The organism is Methanocaldococcus indicus (assembly GCF_049554935.1).
In the GTDB taxonomy this organism is placed as follows: domain Archaea; phylum AGJL01; class Methanococci; order Methanococcales; family Methanocaldococcaceae; genus Methanocaldococcus; species Methanocaldococcus indicus.
This window is the reverse complement of sequence record NZ_CP186926.1, coordinates 921,056-942,577: the sequence shown is the minus strand read 5'-3', so window position 1 is coordinate 942,577 and position 21,522 is coordinate 921,056. Positions and strand designations below refer to the sequence as shown.

At 27.9% G+C, this 21,522-nt stretch carries 22 protein-coding genes and 1 CRISPR repeat array; of the genes, 12 read left to right on the top strand and 10 right to left on the bottom strand.

Features of this window, described 5'->3' with window-relative positions; genetic code table 11:
- Window positions 1–26: 26 nt before the first annotated feature.
- Window positions 27–356, top strand: a complete 330-nt coding sequence (locus tag ACPB8Q_RS05365) for an Sjogren's syndrome/scleroderma autoantigen 1 family protein (RefSeq protein WP_423792155.1) — start codon at window positions 27–29, stop codon at window positions 354–356.
- Here the strand turns inward: ACPB8Q_RS05365 and ACPB8Q_RS05360 are convergent.
- The 5 genes from ACPB8Q_RS05360 to ACPB8Q_RS05340 all read right to left on the bottom strand — a co-directional run bounded on the left by ACPB8Q_RS05360 (window position 351) and on the right by ACPB8Q_RS05340 (window position 5,760).
- A complete protein-coding gene (locus ACPB8Q_RS05360; RefSeq protein WP_423792154.1) occupies window positions 351–2,636 on the bottom strand; it encodes a S1 RNA-binding domain-containing protein in 2,286 nt (761 codons plus the stop codon). The two genes, ACPB8Q_RS05365 and ACPB8Q_RS05360, sit on opposite strands and share 6 nt — an antisense overlap.
- Before the next feature lie 164 nt (window positions 2,637–2,800).
- Window positions 2,801–3,256 (bottom strand): hypothetical protein, encoded by a 456-nt coding sequence (locus ACPB8Q_RS05355; protein ID WP_423792153.1) that lies wholly within the window; start codon window positions 3,254–3,256, stop codon window positions 2,801–2,803.
- 1 nt (window position 3,257) lies between these two features.
- Window positions 3,258–4,814, bottom strand: a complete 1,557-nt coding sequence (locus ACPB8Q_RS05350) for a DUF5591 domain-containing protein (protein ID WP_423792152.1) — start codon at window positions 4,812–4,814, stop codon at window positions 3,258–3,260.
- 14 nt (window positions 4,815–4,828) lie between these two features.
- Window positions 4,829–5,506: a translation initiation factor IF-6 gene (locus ACPB8Q_RS05345; protein WP_423792151.1), complete on the bottom strand. Its 678-nt coding sequence runs from the start codon at window positions 5,504–5,506 to the stop codon at window positions 4,829–4,831.
- A gap of 5 nt (window positions 5,507–5,511) precedes the next feature.
- Window positions 5,512–5,760: a 50S ribosomal protein L31e gene (locus tag ACPB8Q_RS05340; protein WP_423792150.1), complete on the bottom strand. Its 249-nt coding sequence runs from the start codon at window positions 5,758–5,760 to the stop codon at window positions 5,512–5,514.
- A 73-nt stretch (window positions 5,761–5,833) separates the two neighbouring features.
- Between ACPB8Q_RS05340 and fdhD the strand changes: the two genes are divergently transcribed.
- From fdhD to ACPB8Q_RS05325, 3 genes are all read left to right on the top strand, one after another.
- The gene (gene fdhD / locus ACPB8Q_RS05335) at window positions 5,834–6,478 is read left to right on the top strand and encodes a formate dehydrogenase accessory sulfurtransferase FdhD (RefSeq protein WP_423792149.1); all 645 of its coding nucleotides are present in this window, start codon (window positions 5,834–5,836) and stop codon (window positions 6,476–6,478) included.
- Window positions 6,479–6,874: 396 nt separating this feature from the next.
- Window positions 6,875–7,389: a CRISPR direct-repeat array (repeat unit 31 nt; unit sequence GTTAAAATCGTGCCTCTTGGAGGATGGAAAC).
- A gap of 133 nt (window positions 7,390–7,522) precedes the next feature.
- Window positions 7,523–8,116 carry a hypothetical protein gene (locus ACPB8Q_RS05330; RefSeq protein WP_423792148.1) on the top strand — a complete coding sequence of 198 codons (594 nt, stop codon included), beginning with the start codon at window positions 7,523–7,525 and terminating at the stop codon, window positions 8,114–8,116.
- On the top strand, window positions 8,109–8,810 hold the full coding sequence (locus tag ACPB8Q_RS05325; protein WP_423792147.1) for a 4Fe-4S binding protein: 702 nt from the start codon (window positions 8,109–8,111) through the stop codon (window positions 8,808–8,810). The genes ACPB8Q_RS05330 and ACPB8Q_RS05325 overlap by 8 nt, the downstream gene beginning before the upstream one ends.
- A gap of 4 nt (window positions 8,811–8,814) precedes the next feature.
- Here ACPB8Q_RS05325 and ACPB8Q_RS05320 read toward each other — a convergent pair whose 3' ends face one another.
- A complete protein-coding gene (locus ACPB8Q_RS05320) occupies window positions 8,815–9,441 on the bottom strand; it encodes an NYN domain-containing protein (RefSeq protein ID WP_423792146.1) in 627 nt (208 codons plus the stop codon).
- A 221-nt stretch (window positions 9,442–9,662) separates the two neighbouring features.
- Here ACPB8Q_RS05320 and radA point away from each other — a divergent pair, with 221 nt between their 5' ends.
- The gene (gene radA, locus ACPB8Q_RS05315) at window positions 9,663–10,625 is read left to right on the top strand and encodes a DNA repair and recombination protein RadA (RefSeq protein ID WP_423792145.1); all 963 of its coding nucleotides are present in this window, start codon (window positions 9,663–9,665) and stop codon (window positions 10,623–10,625) included.
- Here radA and cbiB read toward each other — a convergent pair.
- Window positions 10,600–11,532 carry a CobD/CbiB family cobalamin biosynthesis protein gene (gene cbiB / locus ACPB8Q_RS05310; RefSeq protein WP_423792144.1) on the bottom strand — a complete coding sequence of 311 codons (933 nt, stop codon included), beginning with the start codon at window positions 11,530–11,532 and terminating at the stop codon, window positions 10,600–10,602. The two genes, radA and cbiB, sit on opposite strands and share 26 nt — an antisense overlap.
- Window positions 11,533–11,557: 25 nt before the next feature.
- Here cbiB and ACPB8Q_RS05305 point away from each other — a divergent pair, with 25 nt between their 5' ends.
- Genes ACPB8Q_RS05305 through ACPB8Q_RS05290 form a run of 4 tightly spaced genes read left to right on the top strand, consistent with a single transcriptional unit; the run spans window position 11,558 to window position 16,094 of the window.
- The gene (locus tag ACPB8Q_RS05305) at window positions 11,558–12,784 is read left to right on the top strand and encodes a UbiD family decarboxylase (RefSeq protein WP_423792143.1); all 1,227 of its coding nucleotides are present in this window, start codon (window positions 11,558–11,560) and stop codon (window positions 12,782–12,784) included.
- A gap of 6 nt (window positions 12,785–12,790) precedes the next feature.
- Entirely contained in the window at window positions 12,791–13,567 is a 777-nt protein-coding gene (gene dph5, locus ACPB8Q_RS05300; protein ID WP_423792142.1) for a diphthine synthase, read from the top strand.
- An 11-nt stretch (window positions 13,568–13,578) separates the two neighbouring features.
- Entirely contained in the window at window positions 13,579–14,871 is a 1,293-nt protein-coding gene (locus ACPB8Q_RS05295; protein WP_423792141.1) for a pyridoxal phosphate-dependent aminotransferase, read from the top strand.
- Window positions 14,872–14,891: 20 nt separating this feature from the next.
- Complete coding sequence (locus tag ACPB8Q_RS05290) at window positions 14,892–16,094, top strand: 2,3-bisphosphoglycerate-independent phosphoglycerate mutase (RefSeq protein WP_423792140.1); 1,203 nt, start codon at window positions 14,892–14,894, stop codon at window positions 16,092–16,094.
- Between the two features lie 60 nt (window positions 16,095–16,154).
- On the opposite strand, the gene ACPB8Q_RS05285 is transcribed toward ACPB8Q_RS05290, so the two are convergent.
- Window positions 16,155–16,499 carry a DsrE/DsrF/TusD sulfur relay family protein gene (locus tag ACPB8Q_RS05285; protein WP_423792139.1) on the bottom strand — a complete coding sequence of 115 codons (345 nt, stop codon included), beginning with the start codon at window positions 16,497–16,499 and terminating at the stop codon, window positions 16,155–16,157.
- Window positions 16,500–16,518: 19 nt separating this feature from the next.
- The gene (locus ACPB8Q_RS05280; protein ID WP_423792138.1) at window positions 16,519–16,737 is read right to left on the bottom strand and encodes a sulfurtransferase TusA family protein; all 219 of its coding nucleotides are present in this window, start codon (window positions 16,735–16,737) and stop codon (window positions 16,519–16,521) included.
- 177 nt (window positions 16,738–16,914) lie between these two features.
- Between ACPB8Q_RS05280 and pscS the strand changes: the two genes are divergently transcribed.
- Window positions 16,915–18,033, top strand: coding sequence for an O-phospho-L-seryl-tRNA:Cys-tRNA synthase (gene pscS, locus ACPB8Q_RS05275; protein WP_423792137.1), 1,119 nt, complete (start codon window positions 16,915–16,917; stop codon window positions 18,031–18,033).
- Here the strand turns inward: pscS and ACPB8Q_RS05270 are convergent.
- Window positions 18,011–18,760: an AAA family ATPase gene (locus ACPB8Q_RS05270; RefSeq protein ID WP_423792136.1), complete on the bottom strand. Its 750-nt coding sequence runs from the start codon at window positions 18,758–18,760 to the stop codon at window positions 18,011–18,013. The two genes, pscS and ACPB8Q_RS05270, sit on opposite strands and share 23 nt — an antisense overlap.
- 134 nt (window positions 18,761–18,894) lie before the next feature.
- Here ACPB8Q_RS05270 and ACPB8Q_RS05265 point away from each other — a divergent pair, with 134 nt between their 5' ends.
- Window positions 18,895–20,301, top strand: coding sequence for a DHH family phosphoesterase (locus ACPB8Q_RS05265; protein WP_423792135.1), 1,407 nt, complete (start codon window positions 18,895–18,897; stop codon window positions 20,299–20,301).
- A 90-nt stretch (window positions 20,302–20,391) separates the two neighbouring features.
- A complete protein-coding gene (gene sucC / locus ACPB8Q_RS05260) occupies window positions 20,392–21,462 on the top strand; it encodes a succinate-CoA ligase subunit beta (protein WP_423792134.1) in 1,071 nt (356 codons plus the stop codon).
- Window positions 21,463–21,522 lie beyond the last annotated feature (60 nt).

The following is a 21,522-nucleotide window of genomic DNA, read 5'->3' as shown; positions in this document are numbered from 1 at the left end:
TATTTATTATGATTATTGGTGATATTATGAATGAAGAGATGAAACTAATCTCAAAAGAGTTATTAAAAGGAGCTAAGATGCTATCAAAACACTGTGAAAAGTGTGGATATCCTCTATTAGAGAAGAATGGTAGAATTTACTGTGTAGTTTGTGAAAGTATAAGTAAAAAATCCACAAATAAAGATATTAAACTTAAAAAATATGATAATATAGAACTATCTAATAATATGAATAGAATAATTAATAATAAAATAATATATTTAATTGATAAGTTGGAAAAAGAGGATGAAGTTAGTAGAATTAAAGAAATTGGAGAAGCTATTTATATCTTACTTAAAATTAAGGATAAATTATAAATCTACTTTTGGAGTTAATTTTTCAATAATCTCTATAAATCTGTTAATTACTCTATCTCTATACCCTTCAACAAACTTTAAGCTACCTGCACATTCATGTCCTCCTCCATCAATAGAAGCCTCTGGAATTTCTTCCATAAGTTGTTCAACTATTAGATTTAGATTGAAGTTGTATTTTTCATGAACTGCATCAGTTGCTCTGACAACAGCAAAATCAGGCCCATAAGATAGAGTTAATATTGGCTTATCCTCTCCATATTTTTGGACTATATAATCATGAGCAAATCCAGTTGTTTTTCCTGGAGGAGGGAAGGTAAATTTATGTGCATACTTTTCGACATCCAAAGTATTAAGAATAATTTTATTTTCTAATTCTCTTGTTTTTAAAGCTGGAATAACAGCTTTCATTTGTCTTTCTACCATCTTCATAGCTTGCTCATATAAAATCTCAATTAAATCCTCATGTCTTCCAAAGTCCTTTATATTAGTTGCTAAGATATCATCAACTATTCCCTTACCATCCATAAATCTTAAATAGAATGCCTCAAAATCCATACACAATCCAATTTTTTCTAAATACTCTCTTGTATATTTTCTTTTTTTACCATACTTTTGACTTAGTTCTGTTAATCTATCTAAGGCAATTTTTATATAGTTCTCTACTTCTTCTCCTTTTGCATGGTCTGCAACAACAGCAATTCCTGGAAGATGCTTTATTTCTTCTTCAACATCTTTATTTATCATTCTTGCTATTTCTGTCCCTAAAACCCCTGCTGTTAAATTGCTATCTCCACCAACTAAATAAGGATTAACATGTGCATCAACATAATCGTCTATCTCAGCTTTTCCATCTTTAACTTCTCCAGGATAGTGGTGGTCTATAACAATAACTTCAATACCATATGCCTTTGCTTTTGAAATTGCTGGAATATCTTCATCAGTACTTCCATTATCTATAAGAACTATTAAAGGAAGTTTTTGCCCAAATTTTAAAGAATCTTCTATGGAAAATACTAAATCTTTTGTTACATCTTCTAACTCATAAAATGGAGCTTTTGAAGGTCTTCTTTTAAAGAAGTGCCATATAGCATCTACATCAATTGCAAATTTATCAATAATTGGAAGAATAGCTTTTTCTAATGCTAATCCTCCTGAATATCCATCAGTATCTGCATGATGCCTAATAATTATAGGTCTTCCATCTAAAACAGCTTTTCTTATTCTCTTAGCCACATCTAACATTTTAGGTCTTAACTTCTCTAATACTTCACTTTTAACTAAAAACTCTACATTGTATGGCTCAGCTCTTTTATCTATTTCTTTCTCTATCTCTTTTTTAATTCTTTCAGCTTCTTCTCCTTCTAATTTTTTAAGCTTTAATCTTTCAATTTGTAATCTTCCATCTCTTATATTTACTCTACCTACAACTTCAATAATATCTCCAACTTTAACCTCTGGATGAGCTCTTAATCCTGCTATTTCCAAAGCAGCTACCCATGTAAAGTCAGTTCCATCTGTTATAGTGAATATTGTAGGACCAGGTGTTTGAACTATTTGGACAACTTCACCAATAACTCTAACTACTTGGTCTCTCATCTCTACTAACTTCTCAACAATATCCTTAATCTTGTATAGTTCTACCTCTTTCTCATACTGAACTAAGTCATAGGTAGATAGAGGAATATATCTAAAATCTATCTCTCTCTTATCTGGTCTAACATCAATAGCTTGAACTATTATCTTATCTCCAACTTTTAAATTCTCCAACCTCAAACTGACCATATCTCTTGGTCTTAGCAATCCTCTAACTTTTTCATTTAAATTAATAAATGCTCCATATTTTTCTATTCTTGTTACAACCCCTTTATAGAATTTTCCTGGCTCAACATCATGGAAAGTGGCTACTTCATCAAAGATATAAACATTTCTTAAACCTTTTTTTCTTTCTTCTTCTTCTTTTAAACATTTATCACATAAAGTTCTATCTTTAAAATCAGGATATTTACCTATTATAGCACCACATCTATCACATTTAACTACCTTACCACTACCTCCACAAAAATCACATTTTCCATATATTGGAATTTTTCCTTCTCCTTTACATTTAGGACATGGAATTTCACCATAATCTAAATCATAAGTAGCTCTCTTAGAAACTCTCTTCATGTGTTTCTTTGGTGAAAATTCATCAATATACCCTGTCCCCTCACATACAGGACATGTTTTATAACCAACTATCTTCTTTCCAGTACCATCACATATAGGACATTTAGTTATCATAACTCTCACTTTTATTTTTTAATTAGATAAAATAAGTTTTAATCTAATATAATAATTTTAACATATAATCTACTATTATGAATATATAAATACTCATTAATACAAAAAATTATATATATTAGCATAAGTTAAGGACATAGATTTAAAATAGTATGACTATATACTTAAACCTGATAATTATCTCTATGTCTTTTAAGATACTCAAAGTATTTCTCTAAATTTCCAGTTCCAATATCTCTTATAGATTTTTTTAATAATATATTTTCTAATTCTTTTTCTTTCTTTTTAAATTTATCTTTTAAAGATTCTATTTCTCCACTTAGTTTAATTATATGTTCCTCAAAATTTTTAAAATTATACTTATCAATACAATCAATAAAATTAACAATATTATGATAATCAGGAATATCAGTAGATTTTGAAATATTAGGAAGTATATTTTTTATAATGTTGCTATGTCTTTTAATCTCACTTATTGATACATTTATCTTATATAAATTATCTAAAATATCCTCCAAATAGCTGATTTCATCCCTTAGTTGTAAGTATTCTTTTAAGATATCTTTTAGTTCATCATCTTTCTCGTTCATTAAAATTAGTTCAGCTATCATCACTAACAATTTATTTCACCTTTCTTATAATAGCTAATCCTCCATGTTCAGCTTTTTTCATTTCAATTCCTGGCATTAATGCTCTTCCTACTCCTAAATATTCATCTTCTTTAATGAAAATAACTTCATCTTTATAAGAGATAGAGTCATTACAATCTACAAATCCTGGAGGAAATAATGTTCCTTTTTTTATATCATAGCTAACCTCTATATAATAACTATCTTTAAAACCTTTATTCCATAATAGCTCTCCACCATAGTAAGTTAAAACTAATAACCCATTCTTTTGATTTATAGATGCTATTTGCCTATTATTATAAAATATTTGTTCTTTTCTGTTTATTTTTATATCATCTGGAATAAAGTCAATTTCAAATTGAAACTTAGCAAGCTCTTTAATGTTGTGAATTATTTGCTCTTTCTTACTTTTATTTTTTGTAATATCTTTATATTCATTTAGTATTTTCCTTAAGTTATTAAGAGATTCTTTACTTAGAGGATTGTCTCCTGTCTTTATACAATCAATCTCTAAAATTTCATAGTAATGTTTAGGAAGATGAGCAATAACAATACAATCTCCAAATTTTTTCTTAACATTTTCTATAAAAGATTTTAATAACCTATTTATTAACTCTTTTTCTTCATAACTCCATTCTCCTGTAACAGGAATATCATAATTAACTACTCTCTCCAAAGCCCTTGGAACTAAACCATAAGGAGATGTTAATACAACTTCCTCAACAGTAAAACCTTTCAAATATTCTTTAAATATTCTATGTGACTTTGATGTTGAATAAGGTTTTTTAGCTGAACAGGGTAAAAGGACTACAACATTTGAAAATGGCTCATAAAACTCCAATCTTTCAAGATACTTTTCAACCTCAGGAACATTAATATTTGCTGTAACAATAACTTTGTTTTCTTTTGATAGAGGGATAAATCTTAAATCAGGTTTGTATCTTTTATAATTTGCCCAAAGGTATGGGTGTGATATAGAGGTTTCCTCAACAACATTCCTTAAATATCCATTTTTTATAGCTTCTCTAACCTCTAAAAGGATATCTTCATATACTTTTTTATTTATCTCTCTCAATTCTTCAAAATCTAAATCTGATTTTATAGCCCTATTTTTTGTTAATCTATATCCTAATGAAGCTAAATAGTCAGATAAATCTGTAAAGTAATCTACACCAAGATAAACTAAAAGAGGAATTTCCCAAGGATAAACTGATGGAAATAAAATAGCTGAATTTGGAGAAATCTTTTGTCTAATCTCTTTTATATGTATTAGCTCTTTCCTTTGAATTAATATTCTACTATCTATTAATACATAAATATCTGCTTTTTTTATTTCAGCTTTTTCTAAATATTTTCCATAGTTCAAAATCTGATATTTAATGTTATCTTTCTCAAAAATAAAAGATTTCTCAAACTTTTCATATATATCTTCACAGTCATAAGGCATAGCTATATAGTCATCAAAATCAAAAGAGATTAAAGAAGGAGTTTCATTGTTATTTTTATCTTTACAAACTCTACCAATATCATAAGCTACAACTTCCAACATTTTCTATGCCCTCATTATTCAATTAATCCTAATGCATCTTCAATTCTTAACAACTCTGGCCCAGTTGTATCTCCACCAACAACTGCTCCCTTAGAATTGGCAATTATACAAGCCCCAACAGATGTAGTTCCTTTATTTGCTGTTCCTTTTCCATAATATTCTACTTTAAACAAATCTTTTAAAAATTCCAATTCATCATCTTCTGTTAGTGGATGAACTAACAAACCTTTGTTAGTTACAACTGCATTACTTCCAACAGTTGGCAACTCTGCTATCTCTCCAACCTCAACAGGAACATTTAAAGCATCTTCAACTTCTTTTTTGAACTCTTTTAATTCAGGAGATATTAAAGCCCCTTTATCATTAGTAAGGATTAGATTACCTAAGGCAGTATTTTTAGATTTTAATATGTGGATTAATATATCATATTCATCTAAGAAGTTCTCTAAAATTCTTAATTCATCTTTATCTACAATTTTTGGTAAGAGAAGAGCATATTTATTTAAAACAGCCAATGAACCAAGTAAAGAGCTACCTCCAATATTTGTTTTTAAAACATTTGTCTTTAAAACATTTTTAACCTCATCAATATCTTTCTCATCTAAAAAAATAGGTAGTAAGGTTATGTCTTCATTAGTTAAAGATAGAACTCCAATTGTAGGAATTCCTGAGAAGTATTTTTTTATTATCATAAAAATCACTCTGCCAATTTAGCAACAACAACATTCTCATCTTCTTTAATTGCTTTAATTCTTACTCTTGCTGGTGGTTTTTCTATACCTCTTGCCCAAATTTTCTCATTTAAATCATTGTCTATCTTAACTATTTCAGCTTTCATATGTCTTTTTAAAAAGTTTCTTATCTTTTTTATTGCTCTTGGAGCTCTTTTTTTTCTAACTGATTTATTGATTATATCTCTAAAAGATATTGTATATATTCTTTCCATGTTTCACCACCAAAACCTTAAATTTGTTTTATGATAATAACTATTAAAGATTTATATATAATTTGTGGTGTAGATGATTAGAAAAGTGAGAGTATTAAGATTTATAAACAATAGATTAATAGAAGATGATGATTATGTGGCAGATGAATTTGAAGTTAATATATATATTAATAATAAATATATAACATCCTCTATTTTGTCTCCAAATAACTTAGAAGATTTTGCTTATGGTTTTGCTATTTCTGAGGGATATTTAAATGTTGTTGATAGAGTTGAAATAGATAAAAATGACATTTGTATATTTGGATATAAGAAAGAATATAGACAAAATAAAGTTAAGATATCTAAAGAGAGCTTAAAAAGAGCTATATCCTATAAAATTGAACCAAAGTATTGGAAATTAACAGGAGCTTTTCATTGGGCAACAATGTTTAAAGATGATTTAATTGTATTTGTGGAAGATATTGGGAGACATAATGCAGTTGATAAAGTTATAGGCTACTGTTATAGGAAAGGATATAACTTGAATGAATTAATTTTAAGATACAGTGGTAGAATAAACTCAGAGATTATGAAGAAGGTTATTAACACAAATATTCCTGTTGTTATCTCTAAATCTCCTCCAACATACAAAGCTATTGAACTTGCAAAAAAACATAATATTCTTTTAATTGGATTTCTAAGGGATGATAGATATAATATCTACACAGGTTTATAATTTTAAATATTCAGATAACAATTATCACGCTAAAAATCTTTATTTTTTAATTTTATTGAGTTTTAGTTGGTTATTTTTAATTTAAAGGATTTTTAGGAAAATTCAGAGGGAGTCTATATTTTGAATATTTTATATATTTTGATTATATAATTTATTGGGATTTTTTGGAGTTTTAAGTTGTTTCTTTTAATATTTGAAAATCCCTAATAAATTGGTTTAGTTTTTAGATATAAAAAATTTTTAATTGAATAATTGAGAATAGAAAGATTTTTATAAAAGTTCGAAGGTATATAAATGAATTATAAATGAATAGGGAAACCTACCCTTCGAAAATTTTTATGTAGAAAAGCTTATATATGAGAAGGTCGTTAATGTTATTATGTCTAAAATATTCCTGTTAAAATCGTGCCTCTTGGAGGATGGAAACTCTGCTGTCTTATTTACTGTAAAGTCTTTATGTTGGGTTAAAATCGTGCCTCTTGGAGGATGGAAACTTTGTTGTAATTAATTCTCCATTTAACTTTTTCATTGTTAAAATCGTGCCTCTTGGAGGATGGAAACTTGGACATCATCAACAGTAATTTGGGGAGTGTAATCACGTTAAAATCGTGCCTCTTGGAGGATGGAAACCAATGTTATTTTTGATGAGTTCAATTTTTTCAACACTCGTTAAAATCGTGCCTCTTGGAGGATGGAAACAAATTAATAAATTTAAATCAACAAATAAAACAAAAATGGTTAAAATCGTGCCTCTTGGAGGATGGAAACCATTTACACATATTGATATTTTCAAATAGGAAATGGTTAATAGTTAAAATCGTGCCTCTTGGAGGATGGAAACGTAATCCATTTCATTCACCATTTATACCTTTTAAATATTGTTAAAATCGAGCCTCTTGGAGGATAACTAATTTAATATAAGTTTTTACATATATTAATCTAATAACTTAAATATTTAAATTATTATAATATACTTAATATTTATATAATAAAAATTTAAATTCAATATGTAGTAAAAATACTACATATTAGGTTGGTGAGGATATGAGAATAGCAATAGCCATTATTGTTATACTAATGCTAACAAATATAGCATTTGCATGGAATGACTGTCCTTTTGGTAGAGTGAATTGCACATATCCAGGGGAGTGTGGAAGATATATAGACACTAATAACAATGGAATATGTGACCATAGTGAGCCAGCTCCAACAACAAATGAACAATCTAACAACAATAATATAGACTCACAAACAAATACAGAAATTGAGATAACTGATGAACTTATAAATGAATATGTAAATATCCCTGGAAAAGAGCTGAAAAAATATACAATAAAAGAGATTTGTGAAAAATATAATATAAATCCTGAAGACCTTGAGAAAAAATTAAAAATAAATGTTCCATTAGATACCACAATTGAAGAAATAAAAGAAAGATATGGAATATCTCCAAGTGTTGTAAAAAGAGCTATTGTTGAATGTTTAATAGATGAGGGTAAAATAAAAGTTGAAAATAATAATAAAATTACTAATACCACTGCTAAAAACAATAATGAGTCAATAATAGACAAAATTATATCTTTCCTATTCTCAACAATAAATTTAAGAGATTTATTGTTTGGGTGGTTGAATGGATAAAGTGCAGATATTGAGGAAAATATCTCAAATATTCTTTTTTATTTATTTTATATTTTTTACAAGTTTTTGCCTCTGTTTTTTTGGATTAATTGAAAAGTTTATATTAAAAGGTTCTTTTGGTAGTTTAGTTTTAAAATTAGTAGTAATTATTGTTCTAACATTATTGTTTGGTAGAGTTTTTTGTGGATGGATGTGTCCATTTGGTTTTTTAATGGAACTTTCATATAAGTTAAGAGCTAAGATATATAAATTAAAGAAATTACCAAAAGTTAGTGAAGAACTACATAACAAACTTATATATTTTAAATATTTAGTTATGATTTTATCACTTGTTTTAACTTATTACTTAGCTACCTATGCCTTCTGTAAGGTATGTCCAATAGGATTTTTAACTAATCTTTATGGAACAGTTATCTCTTTAATTATTTTAATTACTTTCTTGATAGCATCATTCTTCCTACCAATGACTTTTTGTAGATATTTCTGCCCATTAGGGGCATTTTTAAGCATATTCTCAATAAGACCACTATTTATCCTAAAAACTAACAATAACTGTGTAAAATGTAGATTGTGTGAATTTAAATGTCCTATGCAAATAAAAATAACTGAAAATGTAAATCAAAAAGAGTGCATAAGATGCTTTGAATGTAAAAGCTCATGTAAAAAAGGAGGAATCTCTTTTTCAATAAAGTAAATTTCTATAGATATATTTCTTTAAATAGTTTAACTATATCAATCTTTCTAATAATATCAGCATTTTCTTTTAGCATAAGACTTAATGGTCTATATTTTAGAATATATTCTGGTAACACTATCTGGACACCATTATCTCTTGCAACTTTAATAGCTGGAATTAAATCTGTATCTAATGACAATAAAATAATTCTATCAACAATCTTGTCACTACTTAACTTATACATATCTAATCCTATTAACAAATCAACTTGTTTTTGAATGAATATTGGCTTATTGTTTCTATTAAAACCCCTAAATACAGTTTTTCCTTTTCTTATTAATACATAGTCTTCAGCTTTTAAATCATTTATAAAATTTATAGTTTCTAAATATAAATTCCTTCCGTGTTCGTCTTGTTCAATACAATATATTTCTTTTCCACATTTTGCTTCTCTTAAAGGTTCAGATAAATATACATAAATCCTAAATATTTCTTCATCTGGATTTATTATCCTCTTAATCAACTTTAATAATTTACTTGCACTAAATACTGAAATGTCATTTTTGCTCCTATTAAGTTCTTTTCTACAATCTATAAGAGTATTTTTTAAGTTTTCCCAATCGACCAATATTGCTACTTTCTTGTTCATTTTTTCACTTTAATCACTTTATATTATATAATAATCCTAAATATTTTATACTAAATTAGAAGGCAAGAAGTATATTTAAATTACACAAAAGTTATATTTAAAGTAAATTTAATATATCCAAATATAACAAATATTTTTTAGTAATCTTTATTATCTATAAGGTAGATATAGATTATACACCATATTACATTTATTAATTAAAATTTACTGGTGATTATTTTATGGATGATTTGACAGAACTACCAGGAGTAGGTCCATCAACTGCTGAAAAATTAAGAGAAGCTGGATATACTGATTTTATGAAAATTGCTACTGCATCTATAAAAGAACTAACAGAAGTAGAAGGAATTAGTGAGAAAGCAGCTGCTAAGATTATAGAAGCTGCAAAGAAGATGTGTGAATTAGGATTCAAAAAAGGAACTGATATATTAGAACAAAGAAAATATATATGGCACTTATCAACTGGAAGTAAAAATTTAGATAGTATATTAGGAGGAGGTTTTGAAAGTCAATCTATAACTGAATTTGCGGGAGCTTTTGGTTCTGGAAAAACACAAATTGCACATCAAGCATGTGTAAATTTACAATGTCCTGAGAGAATTATTGCAGATGACAATATAAAAGATGACTTATTAAATGAGCCAAAAGCTGTCTATATTGACACAGAAGGAACTTTTAGACCAGAAAGAATTTTACAAATGGCTGAGGCTATTGGAATAGATGGCAAAAAAGTTTTAGAGAATACTTTTGTAGCAAGAGCATATAACTCCGATATGCAGATGCTCTATGCTGAGAACGTTGAAAACTTAATAAATGAAGGACATAACATAAAATTAATAATCGTTGATTCCTTAACCTCTACATTCAGAACTGAATTTACAGGAATGGGTAAGCTCGCAGAAAGACAGCAAAAACTTGCAAGACACATGGCCACCCTTAATAAATTAGCTGATATATATAACTGTATCGTTATAGTAACTAACCAAGTTGCCGCAAGACCTGATGCTTTCTTTGGTCCTGCTGAGCAAGCTATTGGTGGAAATATTGTAGGACACGCCGCAACTTTTAGATTATTCTTAAAGAAAGCTAAAGGAGATAAAAGAATAGCTAAACTTTATGATTCCCCTCATCTCCCTGATGCAGAAGCTACTTTTAGAATCACTGAAAAAGGTATCCATGACTAAGTATATAAATTAATGTATATAACAACAAAAATCCAAAGACTGTAAAATCAACTGCTTTAAAAGCTTTAAGAGCTTTATCTTTTGTTATTTTTCCATTTCCTAATTTATAGTAACCTATCTTTTCTAATGTAATATTTAAAGCATTTGCTACAACTGCCATAGTATATCCTGAATTTATAGAATCAACATTTTTAGCTTCCTTTAACCCTTTTATAGCTTTTTTTATATCTCCTGAATATAAAGGAGCAAATAGAATTAACAAAAATGCAGAAATCCTTGCAGGAATAAATGTTAATATATCATCCAATCTTGCTGCTAATTTTCCATAATATAAGTATTTATCATTCTTATAGCCTATCATAGCATCTAATGTATTAACAGCTCTATAAACAAAAGCTCCTGGTAGTCCAAAGAATATAGCATAAAAAAGAGGTGCAATTATACTATCTGGGATATTCTCTGATAAACTTTCAACTGCTGCTGATAAGATATGCTCTCTATCCAAATTTTTTGTATTTCTACTTACAACACAACTAACTAACTCTCTTGCTTTTTCTAAATCTTCTATATTTTCAATTGGTTTTATACAAAATTCCTTTAAAGATTTATATCCTATTGTTGTAGATAATAAAAAAGAATATAGTAAAATATTAATTGGGAAAGTTAAGGAAATAATTACCTTCTCAATATAATAACTAACAATAAAAACAGATAAAACTGTTATCAATGTTATAAAACACCCAAAAATAAAATCTCTAAATTTATTCTTTGAATTTGTTGATGGAAATAATTCCTCTAAGAAATAAATAAGTTTTCCAATTAATACTGTGGGATGTATCTTTTCTGGAAGTTCTCCAATAACAATATCAAAGATAACAGCTAAATATAATATAATAGGATTTATCATAAATAATCACTTTTGAGGGATTGTAATGTTAAGAGAGATAGTTGAAAAGCTAAATCCAATTGTTATAGATAAAGCAAACAGAAATGAGATAGCAAAGATATTAAAAACATATAACTCTCCTGTATATATAAAGGATGTTGATGGTTTTGAAGTTGTTGGAAATTTATGGAATAGAGAAAGGTTAGCTAAATTTTTTAATGTAAAAAAAGAAGATTTTATATTTTTTATGCTCAAAAATATGGAAAATTTGAAAGAGAAGTTTATTATAGACAATTCTTTAAGAGATTTATATATTAATGATAGTTCAATAAAAAAATGGCCAATTCCAAAATACTATAAGAATGACCCTGGATGTTATATAACAAGTGGAGTAGTTATTGTTAAAGATGAGGAATATGGATATAATTTGTCAATACATAGAATTTTAGTTAAGGATAACTATTTAGTTATAAGAATGGTTGAGCAGAGACATTTACACTTTTTATATACAAAAGCTTTGAAAGAGAAAGGATATTTAGATGTTGTTATAGCTATTGGTTGTCATCCTGCTGTTTTATTAGCAGCTTCAACATCTGGGGATATATACTTTGATGAGCTAAAATTTGCCTCTACATTAGCTAATGGTTTAAAGGTTTTTGAGTTAGATGGAATGTTAATTCCTGAGGCAGAATTTATTATAAAAGGTAGAATTTTAGATAAGTTAGATGATGAGGGCCCATTTGTTGATATAACAGGAACTTATGATAAAGTTAGAAAACAGCCAATCATTGAAATAGATTATCTTTTAAGAAAAGAAAAACCAATATTCCATGCTCTCCTTCCTGGTGGGGTAGAGCATAAAGCTTTAATGGGACTACCACAAGAGCCAAGAATGTTAAAATTTATAAGAAATACAATTCCAACAGTTAAAAATGTTGTTTTAACAGAAGGAGGTTGTTGTTGGTTACATGCAGTTGTTCAAATAGAAAAAAGAACTGATGGAGATGGAAAAAATGCAATATTAGCAGCATTAGCTGCTCATCCAAGTTTAAAGCATGTAGTTGTTGTAGATGAAGACATAAATATATTTGATATTAATGATGTTGAGTATGCAATAGCCACAAGAGTCCAGGGAGATAGAGATATTATAATAATTCCTGGATGTAAGGGTTCATCCTTAGACCCATCAGCAGAGAAGACAACAACAAAAATAGGGATTGATGCAACTGTCCCATTAGATAAAAAAGATAAATTTAAAAGAGTTGAAGAGTGAAAAAACATGTTAATTTTTGCTGGATTAGGGCTTTATGATGAGTTAGATATGCCACTAAAAACAGTAGAATTTGCCAAAAAAGCAGATAAAATATATGCTGAATTCTACACATCTACATTAACAGGAACTACTATTGAAAAAATTGAGAAAATTTTAGGTAAAAAAATTATTCTATTAGATAGAGAAAAAGTAGAGATGGAAGGATATAAAATAGTTGAAGAAGCAAAAAATAAGAATATTATGTTTCTTACAGCTGGAGACCCTATGGTTGCAACAACACATGTTGATTTAGCTATTGAGGCAAAAAAAAGAGGTGTTGAGACAGTTGTTATTCATTCCTCCTCCATATATTCAGCAGTTGGAGTTACTGGCCTACAACTCTATAAATTTGGAAGAACTGCTTCAATTGTTTATCCATCTGAAAACTATTTCCCAACAACACCTTACAAGGTTATTAAAGAAAATTTAGAGAGAGGACTACACACACTATGTTTATTAGATATTGTAGTTGAGAAAGATACTCAAAAGTTTATGACTGCTAATGAAGCTTTAAAGATATTGTTAGATATGGAAAAAAAAGAGAAAGGAAATATTATTAATGAAGATATGAAAGTTGTTGTCTTAGCAAGAGCTGGCTCTTTAAATCCTAAAATTGTTTATGGAAAAATAAAGAATCTTATAAATTATGACTTTGGAAAGCCATTACACTGTATTATAATTCCTGGAAAATTACACTTTATGGAAGAAGATGCTCTAAAATACTTAGCTGAAAACATTGATTAAAGTGAGAAAAAATGAGAAATCCAATTATTGATATTGGAGCTAAGGAGTTGAGTTATGAGATTAGAGAAATTGTAGAGATAGCTAAGAAAGTCAAAAATTATGGTAAAGAAATAATTTGGGAAAACATAGGAGACCCAATAGCAAAAGGAGAAAAAATTCCTGATTGGATTAAAGAGATAATAATATCTGAAGTTAAAGATGATTCAAGTTATGGATATTCTCCAACAAAAGGGTTAGAAGAGACAAGAGAATTTTTAGCTAATGAAGTGAATAAAAGAGGAAAAGCTCAAATAAATAAGGAAGATATTATATTTTTCAATGGATTAGGGGATGCAATAGCCAAGATATATGGACTATTAAGGAGAGAGATTAGAGTTATAAATCCTTCCCCTTCATATTCAACCCATTCATCTGCTGAGGCAGCACATGCAGGAGCTCCTCCATTAACCTACTATTTAAATCCTCATGATTGTTGGTACCCAGATATGGATGATTTATATAAAAGAATTAAGTATAACCCAGCTGTTAGTGGAATTCTAATAATCAATCCTGACAATCCTACTGGGGCTGTTTATCCAAAAAAGATATTGGATGAGATAGTTGATATAGCCAATGAATTTGATTTATTTATTATCTCTGATGAAATATATTGTAATATTATATATAACAACAAAAAACAAGTATTGTTAAGTGATGTTATTGATGATGTGCCTGGAATAGCATTGAAAGGAATTTCAAAAGAACTACCTTGGCCAGGAGCAAGATGTGGCTGGATTGAAGTATATAATTCTGATAAAGATGAAGAATTTAAAAGATACATAGATAGTATTTATAGAGCTAAATTGATAGAGGTGTGTTCAACCACACTACCCCAGAAAGTTATACCTAAGATTTTTGGAGATAGAAGATATAAGAACTATCTAAAAGAAAGAAATAAACTTTATGAAAAGAGAAGTAATTTAGCATATAATTTATTAAAGAATATAGATGGAGTTATTGTAAATAAAGCAAATGGAGCTTTTTATATGAGTGTTGTTTTTGATAATACATATTTAAATGGAGCAAATGAGATAAAAATAAATAATAAAAATTTAAAAGAGTTTGTAGATAGTTTAAAACCTAATACTCATGATAAAAAATTTGTTTATCAACTTTTAGCTGAGACTGGAATTTGTGTAGTTCCTCTTACATCCTTCTGCACAGAGTTAAATGGATTTAGAATAACACTATTAGAAAGTGATGAGAAAAAATTTAAATATATCTTTGATACAATAGCAGAAAAAATAAAAGAATTCTTAGAATAAAACTTTATGAGGTTATATATATGAAAATAGTTATTTTTATAGTTGATGGTATTGGAGATAGACCAAATAAAGAAGGATTAACTCCTTTAAAAGAAGCAAAAACTCCAACAATGGATAAATTAGCAGAAGAAGGAATTAATGGATTGATGTATTCTATTGATGTTGGTATAAGGCCTGGAAGTGATACCTCTCACTTATCTATTTTGGGATATAATCCATACAAATACTATCCAGGAAGAGGACCATTAGAAGCTTTAGGAGTTGATATAGATTTAAAAGATGGAGATATAGCCTTTAGATGCAACTTTGCAACTGTTGATGAAAACTTTATAGTTAAAGATAGAAGAGCTGGGAGAATTTCTGAAGAAGAAGCAAAAGTTTTGGAGAAAGAAATAGATGGCTTGGAAATAGATGGAGTAAAAATAATTTTTAAATCTTCAAAAGGATATAGAGGAGCATTAGTGTTAAGAGGAGAGAATTTAGGGGATAAAGTAACTGATGGAGACCCTCACAAGGAAGGTTTAAAAGTTCCAAAAATAGAAAGTTTAGATGAAAAATCTAAAAAAACAGCTGAAGTTCTAAATAAATTATTAAAAATAGTCTATGAAAAACTTAACAATCATCCAATAAATATAGAAAGAGTTAAAAAAGGACTACCTCCTGCAAATATAATTTTACCAAGAGGAGTAGGAATCTACAAAGAAGTTCCTAAATTTTCTGAAAGATATAATATGAAGGGATTATGTGTTTGTGAGACAGGATTAATAAAAGGTTTAGCTAAAATGGTTGGATTAGATGTTGTAGAGTGTAAAGTTGGAGACTATGATAGTATAGCCAATGAGATTTTAGAAGGATTAAAAAAATATGATTTTATATTAGTCAATGTTAAAGAAGCAGATGAAGCAAGCCATGATGGAAACTATTCAAAGAAAAAAGAAATTTTAGAAAAAATAGATAAGCTCTTAGAAAAAGTAATATCAAACATAAACAAAGAAGAGGTTTATTTTGTTCTAACAGGAGACCATTCTTCTCCAATAGAAGTTAAAGACCACTCAGCAGACCCTGTTCCAATAGTTATTTGGGGTAAGAGTGTTAGAATAGATGATGTTAAAGAGTTTAATGAATTTGCTTGTGCTAAGGGCTCTCTACATACAATTAAAGGAGAACATTTGATGAGAATTTTATTAGATTTAACCAATAGAAATGAAAAATTTGGTGCTTAAATTATATTTAAATTTTTCATTAAATAACATTTTTTAACAATATTTTTAAATAATTTAATGTTAAAATGAAACTACTTTATCACTTTCTTTAACAAAATTAACTAAGTCATGCATAGTAGCTAATTTTACTCCTTCAATTAAATCCTCTTCACTTAAACCTCTTGCTTTACAACATGGACCACAGACTTTTACATTAGCTCCTAAATCAATTGCATTTTTTAACAACTCTAAATAATTTGGGACATCTGATGGATTTTGGTTTTTCTTAGCTACATAAACTCCATCTTCAATTAGGAAAATATTTACTTCAACTCCCTCCAATAAGGATGTTAAAGCAAACCTTAAAGCTGAGTATGCTCTTTCTCTACCATAAGGAGCAGAACCAATTATAACTGTAAATTTCATTCATTATCCCTCCAAACTATTATTTTTTTCTTATAATTATTCTAAATCCATTTTCTGTTTCTTCTGCTTTAACAACTTCATGTCCTTGACTTTCAACAAATCTTTTTATATTTTCTAATGCTGGTTTATAATCTCCAACAACTTCTAACTCTTCCCCTGGATTTAATTCTTCTAATGCTTTTTTAGTTTTTAATACTGGAATAGGACATATATCTCCACTAACATCTAATTTCTTCATCTTCTTCACCAAAAATTTTTATTTTAAATAATTTATTAGAAAATTTTAATAAAAGCTTTAAGTTTAGAAAGTTAAATAATCTAAGAGGGTATTAAAAATACTAATATCATTGGTTAAATTATTATACAATAAAGTTTTATCTTAAACATAATAAATGTGAATATTTTTGGTGGAAAAATGTACTATCTTCATAGAAACTTAGCAAGGGAATTTATTAATCTAAATCCTATACAAAGAGGTGGAATTCTTCCTGCTGATGCAAAAAAAGCAATTTATGAGTTTTGGGATGGATATAGTGTTTGTGATTTTTGTCAAGGGAAGTTAGAAGAAGTAGATAATCCACCAATAAAAAAATTCTTAGAGGATGTTTCTGAATGGATTAATATGGATAGAGCTAAATTAACTTATGGAGCAAGAGAAGGAAAATATATAGTTATGCATTCTATATGTAAAGAAGGAGACTATGTTGTTTTAGATAAAAATGCTCATTATACAAGTTATGTTGCTGCTGAAAAAGCTAAATTAAATGTTGCAGAAGTTGGTTATGTTGAGGAGTATCCAACATATAAAATAAATTTGGAAGGATATAAGGAGGTTATAGACAATTTAGAAGATAAAAATGAAAGTATTGGATTAATTCTATTAACCCATGTTGATGGTAATTTTGGAAATTTAAATGATGCTAAAAAAGTTGGTAAGATAGCAAAAGATAAGGGGATACCTTTCCTACTAAATTGTGCTTATACTGTTGGAAGAATGCCAGTAGATGGAAAAAAACTAAAAGCTGATCTTATTGTTTCATCAGGACATAAGAGTATGGCCTCATCAGCACCTTCTGGAATATTATTTTATGAGGATGAATTTGATGATTTAATAGCTAAAACATCAGAAAGATATCCAAAAAAGGAAATAGAGTTCTTAGGTTGCACTTTGAGAGGGTTACCTCTAATAACATTAATGGCAAGTTTTGATTATGTGAAAGAGAGAGTTAAAAAATGGGATGAAGAACTTAAAAAAACAAGGTATGTTGTAGATGAACTTGAAAAAATTGGTTTTAAACAACTTGGAATTAAACCTAAGGAACATGATTTAATATTATTTGAAACAAAAATATTAGATGAGATTGCTAAGAAAGATAAAAGAAAGGGATACTTCTTTTATGATGAATTAAAAAAGAGAGGTATTGGGGGAATAAAGCCAGGAGTAACTAAAGAGATAAAAATGAGTGTTTATGGATTAGAATGGGAGCAGGTTGAGTATGTAGTCAATTCTATTAAGGAGATAGTTCAGATTTAATTTTCTTATAAATATTAAAAAGTTCTTCTTCAATTTTTTTATTAATTCTTTTACCAAATTCTGACATAACAACTGATTTATCATATGGAATTACTCCAATAACTTCTCCTATCTCTTCTTCAACCAATTTTTTAAACTCATCATCTATAACTTTGTTAATAACCACTTTTATGTTTTTTATTCCAAGCTCATTAGCTAATTTCTTTATTCTTTTCCCTGTTATTAGTGAAGTTTTAGTATTTTCAACAACTATAATTAACATATCAATATTCTCTAAGGTCTTCCTACCAAAATGCTCTAAACCAGCTTCCATATCTAAAATAACCACTTCATTTCTTTTTAAAATTAGATGTCTTAAAAATCTCCTTAACAAAGTTGAAGCAGGACATACACAACCCTGTCCAGATTTTTCAATAGTCCCCATAACTATTAGAGTTATTTTATCATTTACTTTATATCCAACCTTATCAACTAAATCATCTACTTTTGGATTTATTTTAAAAACAGTCCCATAAGTATTTGGCTTAGCTCCAGTTCTCTCCTCTATAATATCTTCTCTTTTTGATAATGGAGTTATATCTTCAACTCCAAATTTTAATGATAGTGTTGGATTGTTATCACAATCTATTCCTATAACTTTAAAACCATCTTTTGCAAAAAATTTTATTAAGTTATATGCTAAAAATGTTTTTCCTACTCCTCCTTTTCCTACAATTGCTATTTTCATATTAAAGCCTCATAAAGTTTTAATATTTTGTCGTAATGTTGTTAGTTTATGGTTATAAAATAGCAATCATTATATATTCATTACTTATATTCCTAAATTACAAGTATTAAAGTTATTTGTTCCTTGGGATTATTATGATAGTAGTTATAGGATATGGAACATTTGGAAAAAAAGTTGTTAAGTATATTAAAGATAAAGAATTAATTACTATAATTGATATAAATTTTGATGATAATGATATAGACCAACTTTCTAAAGAAAAAATTAAGATTATACAAGGAGATGCAACTAATAAAGAAATACTAAAAAAAGCCAATATAGATAAAGCAGATATTATTTTAATTTTAACAAATTCTCCTGAAATTAATAGAAAAATAGCTGAAAAAGTTTGTGAATTATCTCCTTCATCATATAAAATTGCAAGAGCTATATTAAAACATCCAGATATATATGATGGTTTAGACATTGATAAGATTATTAATGTATTAGACAGTGGTGCAAAAGATATTGCTAATGAAATAGATAATGCAAAATTAAAAAGAAAACTATCAAAATTAAAAAGTATATTGTTAGAAGGTAAGAAAAAATGTAATGATGAAAAATCTTTATTAATTCTAACTCATAAAAATCCTGACCCTGATGCTATTGCAAGTGCCTTAGCTCTAAAAAATATAGCTGAAAAATGGGGTGTTTTAGCAGATATAGCTTATGGAGGAATTATAGGTTATGATAAAAATAGAGCTATGGTCAATATTTTAGGAGTAAATATGTTAGATGCCAACAAAGTAGATATTAAAAAATATTGCACAATTGCTGTTGTAGATACTTCATCAAAAGCTCAACTACCTATTGAGCTTGATAAAGTTGATATTATAATAGACCACCATAATACAACAGACTTAGAGGCAAAATATATTGATATAAGAAAAGATGTTGGTGCTACATCATCTATTTTAACACAGTATCTGATGGAGCTAAATATAGAACCTTCAAGAATTTTAGCTACAGCTCTTTTTTATGGGATACAGTCAGATACTCACTATTTTAGAGAAAAAGTTTCTAAATTGGATTTTGAAGCAGCTGCTTATCTTCAAAGTTATATTGACTCAAATCTATTAGACATGATAGAAAATCCTGAAATATCAACAGAAGTAATGGAAGTTATTGCAAAAGCCATAATGAACAGAAAAGTTATAAAAGGAAATATTGCATTAGCTTATGTTGGTGAGATAACCAATAGAGATGCTTTACCACAAGCAGCTGATTTTTTATTGAAAATGGAAGGTATAAATACAACATTTGTTTTTGGTATTGTTGGAGATGAAATTCATATATCTGCAAGAACAAAAGATTTAAGATTAAATTTAGGAGAAATCTTAAATAAGGCATTTGGTGGGGGAGGTCATCAAACAAAAGCAGCAGCAGCTATTCCCTTAGGTATATTTAAAGAAGTGTCTGACAAAGAAGCATTAAGAAAGTTGGTAGAGGAAGCTATAAAAACAAAAATTATGAAAGTTATTTCTGGGACTGATAAATCATAAAATTATTTAAATTATGTTTTTATTATTTCAGTTAAATTTTTTCATCAACATTCAATAATTTTATCATTAAATAGTTTTTTTGGTGATTAAATGAAATTGCATGAATATGAAGCTAAGAAGATTTTTAAGGAGTATGGTATTCCAGTTCCAGAAAGTTTTTTAATAAAGAAGTGGGACATTCCAAAAGAAGTAGATAAAGATGTAGTTCTAAAAGCACAGGTTTTAGTTGGTGGAAGAGGTAAAGCTGGAGGGATTATATTTGCAAATAAAGAAAATTTTAAAGAGAAGTTAGATGAGTTATTTAAAAAAGAAATAAAAGGAGAAAAAGTAGAGAAGATTTTAGTTGAAGAAAAACTACCTATTAAAGAAGAATATTATTTGTCTATAACAATAGATAGAGCTAAGAAAAAGCCAGTTATTATCTTCTCCACTGAGGGAGGAGTAGATATTGAAGATGTGCCTGATGAAAAAATTATTAAATATTATGTTGATGTAACTAAACCCTTCCTCCCTTATATGTGTAGAGAAATTGTAAATGAGGCAAAGGTTGATTTTAGAATAGCAGATATAATCTATAAATTATATAAAATATTCAAAGATTATGATGCTACATTAGTAGAGATTAATCCATTGGTTATAACTGAGGATAACAAAATCTATGCTGCTGATGCTGTTATCTTATTAGATGATGATGCAGCATTTAGACAAAACTATGAGATATTTGAAGATTATAAAGAGAAGTTACCTTTCTCCTATGTTGAATTAGATGGAGATATTGCTGTTATAGGAAATGGGGCTGGTTTAACATTAGCAAGTATGGACATAATTCATAACTTAGGATTGAAACCTGCATGTTTCTTAGATATTGGTGGAGGGGCAGATGAAGAAAGAGTAAAATTAGCCCTTAAAAAAGTTTTAGAAAATAAAAATGTAAAGGGAATCTTTATCAACATCTTAGGAGGAATAACAAAATGTGATGAAGTAGCTAAGGGAATTGTTGATGTATTAAAAGAATATCCTAATATAAAGTTTTCAGTTAGATTGATGGGAACTAATGAAGAAGAAGGTAAAAAAATTTTAGAAGAGAATGGAATTATTTATGAAGTGTCTATGGAAGAAGCTGGAAAAAGATTATTAGAAGTTATAAATTCAAATAAATAAAATTTGGAAAACTATTTAAATAATATTTTTTATTTTTATTTTAAGTTTCTATAATATATT

Coding starts and splice junctions, on each gene's coding strand:
- ACPB8Q_RS05365 (WP_423792155.1), top strand. CDS start 27: ATGAATGAAGAGATGAAACTAATCTCAAAAGAGTTATTAAAAGGAGCT.
- ACPB8Q_RS05360 (WP_423792154.1), bottom strand. CDS start 2,636: ATGATAACTAAATGTCCTATATGTGATGGTACTGGAAAGAAGATAGTT.
- ACPB8Q_RS05350 (WP_423792152.1), bottom strand. CDS start 4,814: ATGTTGGAAGTTGTAGCTTATGATATTGGTAGAGTTTGTAAAGATAAA.
- ACPB8Q_RS05345 (WP_423792151.1), bottom strand. CDS start 5,506: ATGATAATAAAAAAATACTTCTCAGGAATTCCTACAATTGGAGTTCTA.
- ACPB8Q_RS05340 (WP_423792150.1), bottom strand. CDS start 5,760: ATGGAAAGAATATATACAATATCTTTTAGAGATATAATCAATAAATCA.
- fdhD (WP_423792149.1), top strand. CDS start 5,834: ATGATTAGAAAAGTGAGAGTATTAAGATTTATAAACAATAGATTAATA.
- ACPB8Q_RS05330 (WP_423792148.1), top strand. CDS start 7,523: ATGAGAATAGCAATAGCCATTATTGTTATACTAATGCTAACAAATATA.
- ACPB8Q_RS05325 (WP_423792147.1), top strand. CDS start 8,109: ATGGATAAAGTGCAGATATTGAGGAAAATATCTCAAATATTCTTTTTT.
- ACPB8Q_RS05320 (WP_423792146.1), bottom strand. CDS start 9,441: ATGAACAAGAAAGTAGCAATATTGGTCGATTGGGAAAACTTAAAAAAT.
- radA (WP_423792145.1), top strand. CDS start 9,663: ATGGATGATTTGACAGAACTACCAGGAGTAGGTCCATCAACTGCTGAA.
- cbiB (WP_423792144.1), bottom strand. CDS start 11,532: ATGATAAATCCTATTATATTATATTTAGCTGTTATCTTTGATATTGTT.
- ACPB8Q_RS05305 (WP_423792143.1), top strand. CDS start 11,558: ATGTTAAGAGAGATAGTTGAAAAGCTAAATCCAATTGTTATAGATAAA.
- dph5 (WP_423792142.1), top strand. CDS start 12,791: ATGTTAATTTTTGCTGGATTAGGGCTTTATGATGAGTTAGATATGCCA.
- ACPB8Q_RS05295 (WP_423792141.1), top strand. CDS start 13,579: ATGAGAAATCCAATTATTGATATTGGAGCTAAGGAGTTGAGTTATGAG.
- ACPB8Q_RS05290 (WP_423792140.1), top strand. CDS start 14,892: ATGAAAATAGTTATTTTTATAGTTGATGGTATTGGAGATAGACCAAAT.
- ACPB8Q_RS05285 (WP_423792139.1), bottom strand. CDS start 16,499: ATGAAATTTACAGTTATAATTGGTTCTGCTCCTTATGGTAGAGAAAGA.
- ACPB8Q_RS05280 (WP_423792138.1), bottom strand. CDS start 16,737: ATGAAGAAATTAGATGTTAGTGGAGATATATGTCCTATTCCAGTATTA.
- pscS (WP_423792137.1), top strand. CDS start 16,915: ATGTACTATCTTCATAGAAACTTAGCAAGGGAATTTATTAATCTAAAT.
- ACPB8Q_RS05270 (WP_423792136.1), bottom strand. CDS start 18,760: ATGAAAATAGCAATTGTAGGAAAAGGAGGAGTAGGAAAAACATTTTTA.
- ACPB8Q_RS05265 (WP_423792135.1), top strand. CDS start 18,895: ATGATAGTAGTTATAGGATATGGAACATTTGGAAAAAAAGTTGTTAAG.
- sucC (WP_423792134.1), top strand. CDS start 20,392: ATGAAATTGCATGAATATGAAGCTAAGAAGATTTTTAAGGAGTATGGT.